At 67.3% G+C, this 13,940-nt stretch carries 12 protein-coding genes; 2 read left to right on the top strand and 10 right to left on the bottom strand.

Features of this window, described 5'->3' with window-relative positions; translation table 11 throughout:
- Window positions 1–86: 86 nt before the first annotated feature.
- From CHB64_RS00430 to CHB64_RS00460, 7 genes are all read right to left on the bottom strand, one after another.
- Entirely contained in the window at window positions 87–2,099 is a 2,013-nt protein-coding gene (locus CHB64_RS00430) for an acetyl/propionyl/methylcrotonyl-CoA carboxylase subunit alpha (RefSeq protein ID WP_089410627.1), read from the bottom strand.
- An 8-nt stretch (window positions 2,100–2,107) separates the two neighbouring features.
- A complete protein-coding gene (locus CHB64_RS00435; RefSeq protein WP_159462350.1) occupies window positions 2,108–2,620 on the bottom strand; it encodes a GNAT family N-acetyltransferase in 513 nt (170 codons plus the stop codon).
- Window positions 2,617–3,408 (bottom strand): enoyl-CoA hydratase/isomerase family protein, encoded by a 792-nt coding sequence (locus tag CHB64_RS00440; RefSeq protein ID WP_089411402.1) that lies wholly within the window; start codon window positions 3,406–3,408, stop codon window positions 2,617–2,619. The genes CHB64_RS00435 and CHB64_RS00440 overlap by 4 nt, the downstream gene beginning before the upstream one ends.
- Window positions 3,409–3,666: 258 nt before the next feature.
- The gene (locus CHB64_RS00445; protein WP_089410629.1) at window positions 3,667–5,271 is read right to left on the bottom strand and encodes a carboxyl transferase domain-containing protein; all 1,605 of its coding nucleotides are present in this window, start codon (window positions 5,269–5,271) and stop codon (window positions 3,667–3,669) included.
- A 131-nt stretch (window positions 5,272–5,402) separates the two neighbouring features.
- Window positions 5,403–5,831: an acyl-CoA thioesterase gene (locus CHB64_RS00450; protein WP_089410630.1), complete on the bottom strand. Its 429-nt coding sequence runs from the start codon at window positions 5,829–5,831 to the stop codon at window positions 5,403–5,405.
- A gap of 123 nt (window positions 5,832–5,954) precedes the next feature.
- Window positions 5,955–6,365: an MAPEG family protein gene (locus CHB64_RS00455; RefSeq protein ID WP_089410631.1), complete on the bottom strand. Its 411-nt coding sequence runs from the start codon at window positions 6,363–6,365 to the stop codon at window positions 5,955–5,957.
- A 93-nt stretch (window positions 6,366–6,458) separates the two neighbouring features.
- A complete protein-coding gene (locus tag CHB64_RS00460) occupies window positions 6,459–6,941 on the bottom strand; it encodes a YHS domain-containing (seleno)protein (protein ID WP_089410632.1) in 483 nt (160 codons plus the stop codon).
- Window positions 6,942–7,187: 246 nt separating this feature from the next.
- Here CHB64_RS00460 and CHB64_RS00465 point away from each other — a divergent pair, with 246 nt between their 5' ends.
- Window positions 7,188–7,724 carry a methylated-DNA--[protein]-cysteine S-methyltransferase gene (locus CHB64_RS00465; protein WP_089411403.1) on the top strand — a complete coding sequence of 179 codons (537 nt, stop codon included), beginning with the start codon at window positions 7,188–7,190 and terminating at the stop codon, window positions 7,722–7,724.
- Window positions 7,725–7,747: 23 nt separating this feature from the next.
- On the opposite strand, the gene CHB64_RS00470 is transcribed toward CHB64_RS00465, so the two are convergent.
- A complete protein-coding gene (locus CHB64_RS00470) occupies window positions 7,748–7,993 on the bottom strand; it encodes a hypothetical protein (RefSeq protein ID WP_143265904.1) in 246 nt (81 codons plus the stop codon).
- 114 nt (window positions 7,994–8,107) lie between these two features.
- Between CHB64_RS00470 and CHB64_RS00475 the strand changes: the two genes are divergently transcribed.
- Window positions 8,108–9,037 (top strand): hydroxymethylglutaryl-CoA lyase, encoded by a 930-nt coding sequence (locus CHB64_RS00475; RefSeq protein ID WP_089410634.1) that lies wholly within the window; start codon window positions 8,108–8,110, stop codon window positions 9,035–9,037.
- Between the two features lie 74 nt (window positions 9,038–9,111).
- Here the strand turns inward: CHB64_RS00475 and CHB64_RS00480 are convergent, their stop codons facing one another.
- Window positions 9,112–12,078 (bottom strand): TonB-dependent receptor, encoded by a 2,967-nt coding sequence (locus CHB64_RS00480; protein WP_159462351.1) that lies wholly within the window; start codon window positions 12,076–12,078, stop codon window positions 9,112–9,114.
- A gap of 936 nt (window positions 12,079–13,014) precedes the next feature.
- The gene (locus CHB64_RS00490; protein ID WP_089410637.1) at window positions 13,015–13,896 is read right to left on the bottom strand and encodes a hypothetical protein; all 882 of its coding nucleotides are present in this window, start codon (window positions 13,894–13,896) and stop codon (window positions 13,015–13,017) included.
- Window positions 13,897–13,940: the final 44 nt, after the last annotated feature.

Below are 13,940 nucleotides of genomic sequence, written 5' to 3' on the forward strand. Positions count from 1 at the left end.
CGCAGTGACGTCTTGATCTGATTCTTTTCATTTTAAATGCACAAATCTTATAATAAATCACGAAGACCTGAAAAGTCTACTATAAATCACTCCGCCTCTTCGAACTCGACCAGCAGGTCGCCTTCCTTCACCTGATCGCCGGGCCGGAAGCGGAACGCCTTCACGACGCCGTCGACGGGCGCCTTGACGGCGTGCTCCATTTTCATCGCCTCCATGACGAGCAGGGTGTCGCCGGCCTTGACCGCCGCGCCCGGCTTGGCGGCGAGCATGGCGACCACGCCGGGCATGGGCGCGGCGAGCGAGCCTTCCGCCGAGTGATGGCTCGCCAGGCCGATCAGCGGATCGGGGAAGGAAACGTCCCAATGATCCGCGCCGATCCACACCCGAAGCCCGGCGCCGTGCGGGGCGGCCTCGGCCTCGAATGTTCGTCCGTCTACGGTCATTCTGACGCCGCGCGCGGTCGGCTCGCCGGCGAAGGAGAAGCGAACGGGCTCGCCCGCGGGCGCGCCTTCGCGGCGCGCCGCGGCGCCGGCGTCGGGCTCGATCACGACGTCCACTTCGCCGCCGTCATAGAGGAGCCGCGCGAGCGCCGGCTTGCCGTCGAGGTCGATCCAGTAGGCGGCCTTCGCCGGCTTGTTCAGCCGAAAGCCCGTGAGACGCTCCCACGGGTCCGGGCCGGCGCCCTGGCGCGCTTCGAGATGGCGCAGAAGCAGCGCCGCCGCGAGGACGCGCGCGTCGAGCGGCGGACGGGCGAGCAGGCTCTCGCGCCGCTCCTCAATCAGCCGCGTCGAGACGTCGCCGGCGGCGAAACATTCATCCGTACACAGCGCATGGAGAAACCGCGCGTTGGTCTCCGGCCCGGCGACGCGCACGGCGCGAAGCGCGGCGCCGAGGCGCGCCAGCGCCTGCGCGCGCGTATCGCCATGCGCGACGATCTTGGCGATCATCGGATCGTACCAGGGCGTGACGTCCATGCCCTCCTCGACGCCGGAATCGACGCGCGCGAGATTTTCCGGCAGGCAAAGCCGGGTCAGGGTTCCGATCGAAGGCGCGAAGTTCTGATCTGGATTTTCCGCATAGAGACGGGCTTCGAAAGCGTGCCCGCGCTCGACGATCTCCTCCTGCCTCAGCGGCAGGGGTTCGCCGGCGGCGACGCGAAACTGCCATTCGACGAGGTCGAGGCCGGTGATCGCCTCGGTCACGGGATGCTCGACCTGCAGGCGGGTGTTCATTTCCATGAAATAGACGCCGTCCGAGTCCGGATCGTAAAGGAACTCGACCGTGCCCGCCCCGACATAATCGACCGCGCGCGACGCGTTGACGCCGGCTTCGAGCAGCTTCGCGCGCGCCGCGGCCGGCAGGCCCGGCGCCGGCGCCTCCTCGATGATCTTCTGGTGGCGGCGCTGGGCGGAGCAGTCGCGCTCGAACAGATGGACGACGTTCCCGCGCCTGTCGCCGAAAACCTGCACCTCCACATGACGCGGACGGACGAGATACTTCTCGACCAGAAAGCGGTCGTCGCCGAAGGCGGATTTCGCCTCGCGCTTCGCCGAGGCGAGCGCGTCTTCCAGATCGGCCTCGCGCTCGACCAGGCGCATCCCCTTGCCGCCGCCGCCCGCCGCGGCCTTCAGGAGCACCGGATAGCCGACGCGCCGGGCCTCGCGCCGGAAGGTCTCGGGCGACTGATCCGCGCCCTGATAGCCCGGCAGGACCGGCACCCCGGCTTTCTGCATCAGATCCTTCGCCGCCGATTTCGACCCCATGGCGCGGATCGAGGCGGGCCCGGGCCCGATGAAGACGATGCCCGCCGCCTCGAGCGCCTCGGCGAAATCGGCGTTTTCGGACAGGAACCCGTAGCCGGGATGGACCGCCTCGGCGCCGGTCGCGCGCGCGGCCTCGACGATGCGCCCGATCTTCAGATAGCTCTCGGCGGGCGCCGGCGGGCCGATATGGACCGCCTCGTCGCAGGCCCTGACATGCGGCGCGGCTTTGTCCGCATCCGAATAGACCGCAACCGTTTCGATTCCCATCCGCCGCGCCGTGCGCGCGACGCGCACGGCGATCTCTCCGCGATTGGCGATGAGGATTTTCTTGAACATCTGTCCGCTCACGCCGCCTCAAAGGCTGGATGATAATGAACGCGCCGGGCCGGCGAGGCCGGCAGACCGGCGAAATCGAGAATCTGAAACGCCTCGCCCGCGTCGAGCGCGGCCCAGCGCATATTGAGACGCGAGGCCGGAACGAAGCCGAAGCGCGCGTAATAGGCCGGCTCGCCGAGGACGACGACGAGGCTCGCGCCGCGCGCGCGGCAAATCTCAAGCCCGGTCTCGACGAGCGCCGCGCCGATTCCCCTGCGCTGATGAGCCGGGGCGACCGCGAGCGGCGCCAGGCCCAGCGCCGGGCCTTTGAGCGGCGGCTCGAGCGCGACGCGGCTGAAGGCGCAATGGCCGACGAGCGCCTCGTCGATCGTCGCCGCCAGCTCCAGCGCCATGGCGTCGTCCGCCCACAGCGCTTCGACGATGCGCGCCTCGTCCTCGCGGCCGAAGGCGGCCGCGACAAGCGCGCGGATGGCGGGCCGGTCCGCCTCTTCCGACTCGCGGATGCGTACAGCGGCGCTCACGCCTTCACCCAGTTCGGCCTGCGCTTTTCCAGAAATGCGCTGACGCCTTCCTTTCCTTCCGGGCTCGCGCGCAGGCGCGCGATGCGCTCGGCCGTGTCCTCCATCACCGCCTCCGTGATGGGACGGCTCTTGACCGCGCGGATGAGGTCCTTCGCCTCGGCGACGGCGCCCGGCCCGCAGGCGAGCAGATTCTCGATCACGCCGTCGAGGCTCGCTTCAAGCTGCGCTTTCATCGCGACCATGTGCACGAGGCCGATGCGCCGCGCGGTCTCGGCGTCGAAGCGCTCGCCGGTGAGGAAGTAGCGCCGCGCCTGGCGCGCGCCGATCGCCTGCACGACGAAGGGCGAGATGACCGCTGGGACGAGCCCGAGGCGAACCTCAGAGAGGGCGAAAAAGGCGTCCTCGCCGGCGATTGCGATGTCGCAGGCCGCGACGAGCCCGACGCCGCCGCCCATCGCCGGCCCGTTCACGAGCGCGATGGTCGGCTTGGGCGAGGCGTAGATCGCATGCAGCATGTGGGCGAGCCGGCGCGCGTCGTCCCGGTTCTCGACGGCGGAGTAGCCGGCCGCGCGGCGCATCATGTTGAGGTCGGCGCCGGCCGAAAAGGCCGCGCCCGCGCCCGTGAGCACGATGGCGCGCACGTTCGGCTCGGCGTTGAGCCTGCCCACGGCGTCGCAGACGGCGCCGATCAGCGCCTCGTTGAAGGCGTTCCGCAGCTCCGGGCGGTTCATCGTGAGCCGCGCGACGCCGCGGGAGTCGACGGTCTGCAGAAGGACTTGTTCGGTCATGATCGGCGCCTCGTCGTCTTGACAGATGATCGATGACGGATGGGGAATGGGGAAGAAGAACATGAGTCATCCCGGATGCCGCGCAGCATGAAATGCTGGGCTGCTGATCCGGGACCGGGCGCGGGCGAAACTCGGCGCTCGCCGACGGCGATCCCGGGTCTGCATCGCATCATCGAAGATGCTGCCATGCGCCCGGGACGACGAAACCCTCTAATCTCCGCTTCCCTTTCTCCATTCGCCATTCCCTGTCGCCTCGCCTTACATCCTGAACACGCCGAATTTCGTCGGCTCGATGGCTGCGTTCAAACTCGCCGAAATGCACAGACCCAGCACGTCGCGGGTCTGGACGGGATCGATGATCCCGTCGTCCCAGCCGCGCGCGGAGGAATAATAGGGCGAGCCCTGACGGTCGTAGTCGGCGCGGATCTTCGCCTTGAATGCCTCCTCATCCTCTTCTGACCAGGTCTCGCCTTCGCGCAGCCCCTCGCGCCGCACCGTGGCGAGCACGCTCGCGGCCTGCTCGCCGCCCATGACGGAGATGCGCGCGTTCGGCCACATGAACAGGAAGCGCGGCCCGTAGGCGCGCCCGCACATGCCGTAATTGCCCGCCCCGTAGGAGCCGCCGACGATGACGGTGAATTTCGGCACGCGCGCCGTGGCGACCGCCGTGACGAGCTTCGCGCCGTCCTTGGCGATCCCGCCGGCCTCTGCGGCGCGGCCGACCATGAAGCCCGTGATGTTCTGCAGGAAGATCAACGGAATCCCGCGCTGGCAGCACAGCTCGATGAAATGCGCGCCCTTGAGCGCGCTTTCGGAAAAGAGAATCCCGTTGTTCGCGAGGATTCCGACGGGAAAGCCGTGGATGCGCGCGAAGCCCGTCGCCAGGGTCGCGCCGTAAAGCGGCTTGAACTCGTCGAAGCGGGACCCGTCGACCATGCGCGCGATGATCTCGCGCGCGTCATAGGGCTTGCGCCCGTCCTGCTCGACGATCCCGTAGATTTCCTCGGCGGGGTAAAGCGGGTCCTCCGGCGCGGCGGTCGCAAGCCGGCCGCGCTTTCGCCAGTTGAGGCGGGAGACGATGCGCCGCGCGAGGCCGAGCGCGTGGTCGTCGTCCTCGGCGAGATGATCGGCGACGCCGGACTCGCGCGCATGCACGTCGCCGCCGCCAAGCTCCTCGGCGGTCACGACCTCGCCGGTCGCTGCCTTGACGAGCGGCGGGCCGCCGAGAAAGATCGTGCCCTGCTTGCGCACGATGATCGCCTCGTCCGACATCGCCGGCACATAGGCGCCGCCCGCCGTGCAGGAGCCGTGCACGACCGCGATCTGCGGGATGCCGGCGGCGGAGAGATTGGCCTGGTTGTAGAAGATGCGGCCGAAATCGTCCTTGTCCGGAAAGACCTCGTCCTGCATGGGCAGGAAGGCCCCGCCCGATTCGACGAGATAGATGCAGGGCAGCCGGTTCTCGCCTGCGATCTCCTGCGCGCGCAGGTGCTTCTTGACCGTCATCGGGTGATAGGTTCCGCCCTTCACCGTCGGGTCGTTGGCGACGATCATGCACTCCACGCCCTCGACGCGCCCGATGCCGGCGACGATCCCGGCGGCGTTCACGTCGCCCGAATACATCTGCCAAGCGGCGAAAGCCCCCAGCTCGAGAAAAGGCGCGCCGGGATCGACGAGCCGCTCGATGCGCTCGCGGGCGAGCAGCTTGCCGCGCGCCTTGTGGCGCTCGGCGTAGCGCGGCCCGCCGCCCTGCGCGACCTTCTCCGTATTGGCTTTGAGCTCCTCGACGAGCCGGCGCATCGCCGCGGCGTTGGCGGCGAAGCCTTCCGACTGCGGGTCGATTCTGGACTGGATGACGGGCATGGCCCCCTGGCGTTTCCTCTTGTTTGAGAAGGGTTTAACAGAGGGGGCCGGGCAAGGGAACGGGGCGCGTGCGAGCCTGCGGCGCGTCATTCCGCGCCGCGCCGCGCCCGGGACGACGGCTCCGGCGCGCCTTAAACGCCGATCTTCTCAAGCGCCTTTCTGAGCCCGTCCGGCAAGGGGACGGGCCGGCGCGCGCGCCGGTCCACATAGACATGAACGAAATGGCCCTGCGCCGCGGCTTCCTGCGCGCCCTCGGCGAAGATCGCCAGCTCGTAGCGCACGGAGGAGTTCCCGATCTTCGCGACGCGCAGGGCGCCTTCGAGCTTCTGGGGAAATTCGAGCGGGGCGAAATAGCGGCAGCCCGTCTCGACGACAAGGCCGATGACGGCGCCCTCATGGATGTCGAGCGCGCCCGAGGCGATCAGATATTCGTTCACGATAGTGTCGAAAAGCCCGTAATGGACGACGTTGTTCAAATGGCCGTAAATGTCGTTGTCCGCCCAGCGGGTCTGAAGCGGCAGAAAATGTCTGTAATCTGATCGTTTCGCCCGTTCCGACATCGAACTCTCCCGTCCTCGCATCGGCGAAAGCTATGTAGCCGCCTTTGCAGCGCGCGGCCAGAGCCCGGCGCAGCCGGGAAGGAGCGCGCCGGCCCCGATCCGGGCCCGGCGCCGGGGAGCTTCCTAGCGGAACATCTGCGCGCCGATCATCACGATCGCCGCCCAGGAGACGAGATAGACCGGCGTCCTGAGGAAAGGAACGCCGAGCGCATAGACGACGGCGTGGAGGACGCGCGCGAAGAAGAAGACCTGCGCCCAGGCGCCGATGACGACGCCCGCGACCCCGCCGGCGACATAGTCGGCCGCGATCACGACGGCGAGGAAGGCGGGCATGGTCTCGACCATGTTGAGATGGGCGCGCTTGGCGCGCTGGGCCCATAGCGGCGGCTCCGGCTCGCGCGCCGGAAAGCCTTCCGGATAGTTTGTAATGAACTTCCACGGTCCCCACGCGAACACGCGCGCGAGAATATAGGGCGTCCACAGAAGAATGGTCAGAAGGCCGCTCAGGCCGACGTAAAAATAGGCGGTTTCCATTCGGCTCTCCGTCTGTTTCCGGAAATGAGAAGGACGCGCCGCGCCGGCGGGAAGAGGATGGCCGGCTTGCGGCGCGTCTCGCGGCGCGCGGGCCTAGAGTTCGCCCGCGGCCGTGCTTTTGATCTTCTTCCAGTTGGCGTCGGCTTTCGCGATCACGCCGTCCTTGTCCTTCTGATACATGCGGAATATCTCCTCGTTCAGAAAGACGTAAAGCCGACCCTTGTAGACATCCGCGAAGCGCGGATCGCCGTCGAACTTCTTGCCGACGGAGACGCCGAAGGTGCAGAAGCCGCCATTCGCCGGGACATACGCCGCGGCGTTGCGCTTGAACTTCTCCATGTTCGCGCGCGAGTCGAAGTAATAGGCGACGTCTTCATGCACCGCCGTGTAAGCCGCCGTTCCTTCGATACGGTTGCCCAGCTCGACGAAAGCGACCGGGTCGACGCCGTGCAGGCCGAGCGGCTTGCCGACGGCGGTCAGTCCTGGAACGACGTTCGCCTCGTCGGCGGCGAAGGCCGGCGAGGCGGCGAGAAGCGCGCCTACGGAGAGCGCGGCGGCGAGGGTTTTCCTGATCATGACGATGGTCCTTTCTGTTTCGGAAAACGATGCGCCGAACTAAGGCGCGCACGGACGATGGATCAATCGCCGGGCCCGAATGCGGAACGTTTCGCGCCTGCTTCCGGACGCCGGGCGAATTTCCGCGCGCGCTCTCGCGCCGCCGTGAACGGAAGATGGGGGCGCAAGCGCCGCGCCGTTCGCCCGGCCGGCGCGCGCCGCAACAATCGGGCGGCGCAGCGCCGGCGAAGATGCTATGAAAGGCGCATGAGCGAGACCTCTTGCATGACCTTCGAGACGGCGTTCGGCTGGTGCGGGCTCGCCTGGGGCCGGTCGGGCCTGCTCGCCGTCGCTTTTCCGCAGGACGCGCGCGCGGCGGTTCGCCGCCGGCTTGCGGCGCGCGCCCCCGGCGCGGCTGAGGACGCCGCCCCGCCCGCGCCGATCCGCCGGCTCGCCGGGGATATCGCCGCGCATCTCGGCGGCGATCTGCGCGCTTTGGCGGAGGTCGATCTCGACATGACGGGCCTGCCGGCTTTCGACCGTGCGGTTTACGGCGAAGCCCTCGCCATTCCGCCCGGCCGGACGCGGACCTATGGCGAGATCGCCCGCGCGCTGGGCGACGTCGCGCCGGCGCGCCGCGTCGGCCAGGCCCTGGGGCGCAATCCCTTCCCGCTCGTCGTGCCGTGCCACCGCGTCGTCGGCGCCGACGGGACGATGACCGGATTCTCCGCGCCCGGCGGCGCCGAAGCCAAACGCCGGCTCCTCAGACTCGAAGGCGCGCTCGCCCCGGAGCTTTTCGACTGACCGTCAGGGGGGCCGCGGCGCGCTCAGCGCTTCGCCGGCAGGGCGGGCAGCTTGTCGCCGTCGAGCAGGCGCAGCCGGCCCTCGCACAGATGCTGCGCCACCGCGTCGACCGAAAGCGTGAAGGCGCGCGCATGGGCGCCGTCGGAGAAGAGGATTTCGCAAACGCTCAGGCGGACGATCTCGTACTCGCCGGCGGGGGCGGCCGCGAGGCCGCAGCCGTTTGCGTAGAACACGCCGTCGCGGATCACGGCTCTGGTCGCTTGCGGCATGACGCTTCCCTGCGGCGCGCGGACGGCGCCCTTCACGACCGGCGATGATAGCGCTCATTGGTTCTCAAATCGTTTGCGCCCGCCGAGGCCGCTTCTGCTATAGTCCGCCGCGTCATGAGCGAACGCATCGTCATCGTCGAGGTCGGCCCGCGCGACGGGCTGCAGAACGAGAAGCAGTCCGTCGACGTCGAAACGAAGGTCGCGCTGATCGAGCGGCTCGCCGCGGCCGGCTGCCCGGTGGTCGAGGCCGGCGCCTTCGTCTCGCCGAAATGGACGCCGCAAATGGCGGCGAGCGACCAGGTGATGGCCCGGATGAAGCGGCGGGCGGGCGCGTCCTATCCCGCGCTCGTGCCCAACATGAAGGGCTACGAGGGCGCGCGCGCGGCGCGCGCCGATACGATCGCGGTCTTCGCCGCCGCGTCCGAGACATTCAGTCAGCGGAACATCAACTGCTCGATCGCGGAAAGTCTCGAGCGCTTCCGCCCCGTCATGGAGGCCGCCCGCGCCGACGGGATCCGCGTGCGCGGCTATGTCTCCTGCGTTCTCGGCTGCCCTTATGAGGGAAAAGTCCCCCTAGCCGCCGTGGTCAAGGTCGCCAAGGCGCTTTACGACATGGGCTGTTATGAGATTTCGCTGGGCGACACGATCGGGGTCGGAACCGCGGGCGAGGCGCGCGCGATGATCCGCGCCGTCGCCGGCGAGATTCCGGTCGCGGCGCTCGCCGGGCATTATCACGACACCTACGGCCAGGCGCTCGCCAATATCTGGGCCTCCATCGAAGAAGGCGCGCGCGTGTTCGATTCCTCCGTGTCCGGCCTCGGCGGCTGTCCCTACGCGCCGGGCGCGGCGGGCAATGTCGCCACCGAGGACGTCGCCTACATGCTCGCCGGCTCCGGCTTCGAGACCGGAATCGACCTCGACGCCCTCGTCGAGACGAGCCTTTGGATCTCGCGCGCGCTCGGCCGCGCGCCGGGCTCGAAGGTCGCGCGGGCGCTGGCTGCAAAATGCGCGCGCGACGATGCAACGGAACGATCCGCATCCTGAAAAGAGAACAGGCGGTCCGAAGACCGCCTGTCCCGCCCCCTCCGGCGTTCGCCGCCGTTATGCAAGCGCGCTCATCAGAACGTCATGCCCACGCCGAAGCCCCAGCGGCGCGGCTCGAGGATGAACAGGTTCTTGCTTGTGCCCGAGCTCTGGTCGCCGCGATAGATGCCGGTGACCGCGTCGTTGTCGGTCACGTTCTGCATGAAGAACCGCACATGCCAGTTTCCGTCCGTGGGCGCGAAACGAAGCTGCGCGTTGAGATAGGCGTAGCCGTCGACGCGGTCCTGCTCGGTGTTGAACAGGGTCGTGTACATCTCCGACTGGTAATAGGCGTCGACGCGCGGGGTCAGCGTGTAGCGCCCGCCGCTCACCGGAATGTCGTACTGCACGCCGCCGGCGATCTTGAACTCCGGCGCGCCGAGCAGCTTGTTGCCTTCAAGGTCCTGCTCGATCCCGCCGACGACGGCGTAGGACCCGCCGGTGAGCGCGTTGATCGTGGCGATGTTGCCTTCCAGCGAGGAGCAGACCGAGAAGGGCGACGCGATCAGCCCGTCGAGCGCCGGCACGCCGGTCGGCGTTCCGCCGTTCGCCAGCAGCAGCGGGCCGTCGCCGGCGCCGCGGGTGACGACGCAGTTCGAGCCGGCGATGATGTCGGCGACGAGCTCGACGTCCGTGCGGCCGGCCGTGGGATTATGCGGATCGAAAGCCGAGAACTCGCCCACCTCGGTGTTGAGATAGGACGCGTTCATGTTGAACGTCAGCGCGTCGATCGGGCGCCAGACGAACTCGCCCTCGAGGCCCCAGATCGTCGCGTCGACATTGTCGTTGATCGACGTGCGCGAGACGATCCGCGACACCTGCAGGCCGGAATAGTCGTAATAGAAGCCGGTCAGGTTCGCCATCAGGCGCCCGTTCGCCAGGGTCGACTTCACGCCCGCTTCATAGGCGTTGATGACCTCCGGCTCGAAGGTCAGCGACACGCCCGGAACCAGCGTGCGCGGGTTGAACCCGCCGGGCTTGAAGCCGCGCGTCCAGGACGCGTAGAACTGCGCATTGTCCGTAGGCGTCCATTGCAGCACGGCGCGGCCGGTGGTCGAGTCGAAATCGTCCTCGATGACCCGGAAGTCGTTGACCGCGCCCGGCGTGCCTTCATTGAGCTCGTCGGCGTCGAGCAGATCGCGCACCGACGGCGTGCCGAGCGGCACGACGGGCGGAACGCCCGCCGGCAGCGTTCCGCTGATGAGCGCGATGAAGGAGTCCAGCAGGTCGCCCCTGTCGCGCAGGCCCTTGGTGTCCCAATTGTGGCGGACGCCGCCGGTCAGCTTCAGCGTGTCGGTGATGTCGAAATAGACTTCGCCGAAGACGGACGTCGAATCGAGGAAGTTGTCGTCGGTGTCGTTGAAGAAATAGGGCTTGTAGAAACCGAACCCTTGCGCGGCCGCCGCCGCGCTCGCCGCAGCCGCCGCGGCCGCCGCGTCGGCCGGCGATCCGCCGCTGGCGAGCACCGCCGCCGCCGCCGCATCGGCCGCTCCGCCCATCGCCGTCAGCGTGCCGCCGACGAGAGCGAGATAGTCGAGGCTCGTCGAGGCCACGGCGTAGTCGGCGAAGCCGTTCGATTCGATGCGGTTCGCGCCGATCAGGAAGTTCAGCGGCCCGTCGAAATCGGTGTTCACGATGCCTTCCACCGACCAGTAGTCGCTCTCGCCGATCGACAGGTCGATCGCCTGATAGCGGTTCGAGCGCGACTGCACATGGCCGCCGATGACGCCGACGAGGCCGTTATTGGGGCCTTCGATGCCGAGGTCGAAATCGGAGACCGGGAACATGCCGTCGGAGTAAAGCGCGAACACGCCGGGCATGGTCGCCAGCGCCGCGGGAACCGTCAGCTCGGGCCCCACGCCGCCGTCGAAATCCGTCCGCGTGGCGATCTTCGAATTGCCCCAGCCGGCGTTGATCTTCACCGAGAAATTCTCGAAGTCGTGCTTGGCGTTGAGAAGGAACACCGTCTCCTCGGCGTCGTATTTCGGCGTGGTGTCCATCGCCACCTGGCGCAGGCCGTCGGGCTGCGGCTCGCCCGCGACCGGGCCGCCGGCGAGCGAGAACAGGCCGAACGGCGCCGTCGACGGGCCGAAGATCAGCCCGAAGGTCTCCGCCGAAACGTTCGAGGCGATGGTGCCGCGCAGATCGACGCCGTCGAAACGGCGCGGCCCGTTCGGATCGCAGCCGAGCAGCGGCTGCAGCGGGCCGGCGTTGCAGGACTGCTTCTGCCAGCGCGCGCGATTGTCCTCCTCGCGCATGTAGCTCGCCGTGAAGTCGATCGTCGTGTCGTCGGTGGCGAGCCAGCGCGCCGAACCGCGCAGGGCGTAGATGTCGCGGTCGTCGATGTCCTCGCCGGTCCACACGTTCTCGGTGTAGCCGTCGCGCTGGATGGTCGTGCCGGCCAGGCGCACCGCGAGCGTGTCGGCGAGCGGCACGTTGACCGCGCCGTGCACCTTCACCGAGTCGTAATTGCCGTATTCGGCGTCGACATAGCCTTCCACCTGATCGGGGTTGGCCTTGGCGGTGATGACGTTCATCACCCCGCCGGTGGCGTTGCGGCCGAACAGCGTGCCCTGCGGCCCGCGCAGGATCTCGATCCGCTCGATGTCGAAGAACTCGGTCTCGAACAGGCGCGGAGAGCTGATGAACACGTCGTTGACATGCACCGAGACGGCGTTCTCAGAGCTCGCCGCGACGAGGAAGTTGCCGATCCCGCGGATGGAGACCGCCGAATTGGTGAACTGGGTGCGGGAGAACTGGAAGTTCGGGATGTTGAACTGGATGTCCTGGAAGCTCTCCATCTGACGGTCCTGGAGCTCGGCCCCGTCGAAGGCCGACACCGCGATCGGCACGTCCTGGAGAGACTGTTCGGTGCGCTGCGAGGTCACGACGATTTCGTCGCGAATCGACTGCGCCATGGCGCCGCCGGCGGCGAGCGCGCCGAGCGCGACGCCCGACAGAAGACGGCCGGCGACCGAAACGAGTCCGCAAGTCTGTTTCATGGATCCACCCCTTGTTTGCCGCCCCTTTGCGCTGCGGGGCGCCTGGTCGGCCGATGTCGTTGCGCGCATCCGCCCTCGCTCAATCATTCGCGCGTCTACACCGTGCAGTCCAGCGAGGGCTTCAGTCGAAAAAGACGGCGACCCGGAAGCCGTTACAATTTTACAACAATCGCGCGGCGCCAGGCGCGCCGGTTTGAGCGTTGTGCGTCGCAGCATCGCGGCTCTTTCCACAATCTCGTCTTTTGAGGCTACGGCGAAGCCCTTAACGGGCGATTAACCATGGATTCCATCGGTTACGGATTAATGACGCCCGCGAGCGAGCGGCGACCGACTCCCGCCCCGCTTGGCGAAAGTCATGCGCGCCGGGAGCGCCCGGAAAATCGCGCGCGGAGACCGTCCGTGCGCGCCTCTTCTCCCTTCGGCAGGCCGCGCCCGCGGGACCGGAGAGCGCCGAACTCCCGAATGGCGAGCGCCAAACCAATTGACTTTATTAGCGAATGGCGCGCGGCGGGCGGCGAAACCGCGAACTGGAGACTTATTATATCTTATTGATTTTGCTCGACAAAATCTTCGAACCACCTTGGCGATACAGTTCAGGGCGACGCGCGCGCACAGGCGAGGCTTTCAGCCGCGGCGTCGCAGCCATGACGGCGATTCCGCCTCACGCGACGCTCTTGCCGCCGCCAGCCATTTGAATCGATTTATCTTTTTTGGTTTGGAGGAGCGCTTTCCCTCATGAGAAGGGAGCCCCGGCTCACGGACGCGCCTTGCGGCGATAATTCGAAGAAGCAGCCGCCGCACAGCTTTGCGGCGGAGCCCCTCGCGCCGGGCGCGGAGCCAGCCTGTCGCAGACCTTCATCGACGATCAGAGCGTCAACACGGCCGAGGCCGACGAGCTGCGCGGCGCGCAAGCCTTATGAAGTTCGAAGCCGACTCTTAACGTGAAAAACGTGCAATCGCCGACGCCTGGCAAATTTCCGCAAGGGGCGGAATTTCAATTTCGAGAACTTCCTTCTCGCCGCGCCTACTGATTGCAAAGATGCGGCGTTCTTTTGCGTCGTCGGACCATGAAAAAGCCTGGCCTTCAGCCTCAATGGCGATCGTCGCGATGTGGACCAGGGCCGGGCCCATTTTCGGCTTCGCGAGCACATACATTTCCGGCAGGTCGTGCCCGAGCACATAGAGGTGGCCGTCGGGGCCGACCGCTCCGCCCGACGCGCCGTAAGGCGCCATGCGATCGAGAATGGCGGCGGGATACAGCCAGCCGCCATTGCGCCGCCATCCGGCGTCGAAAGCGACGACATTCGAATAGCGGTTATCCTTGTACGGCAGGCCGCCCGGCTTTCCATAATGGGTGAACCCGGCGATCCAGCCCTCAGCGGTCCTGTCGAACCAGGTGAGCGACCCTTCTTCGGTCAGCCCAAAACTGTGAGAGGCGACGGGCTCGAGCGTGTCCGCATCGAAAATCTCAATGGACGATCCCATCGGCGTCTGCGGATAATTGGAATTGGCGCAATAGAGTAGGCCGCTCTCATGATAGCAACTGTTTATGTGGCGCACGAGGCCGGCGTTCTCGCCCGACCAGCGCCGCACGAGCGCGCCGGTCCGGCGATCATGCTTGGCGATTACCGAGTTGTCGACAGCATAAAAATGAGCTTCGTCCGCCGCCGCTCCCTGATCGGCGTCCGCCGCCGGCCATGTGCGGACGGTCGTTCCCACCAATTGCTGAGGGGCGCAGCTTTCATCGGCGGCAAATGCGCTGCGGCTCAAGGGAATGAGCGCGGCGGCGATCAAGAATGCGGCGCTGAGCCTTTCCATATCGCATCCTTTTCTAAAGGCCCGGCGGCCCTTTTGACGAAGGG

Source organism: Amphiplicatus metriothermophilus, from assembly GCF_900199215.1.
In the GTDB taxonomy this organism is placed as follows: Bacteria; Pseudomonadota; Alphaproteobacteria; order Caulobacterales; family Parvularculaceae; genus Amphiplicatus; species Amphiplicatus metriothermophilus.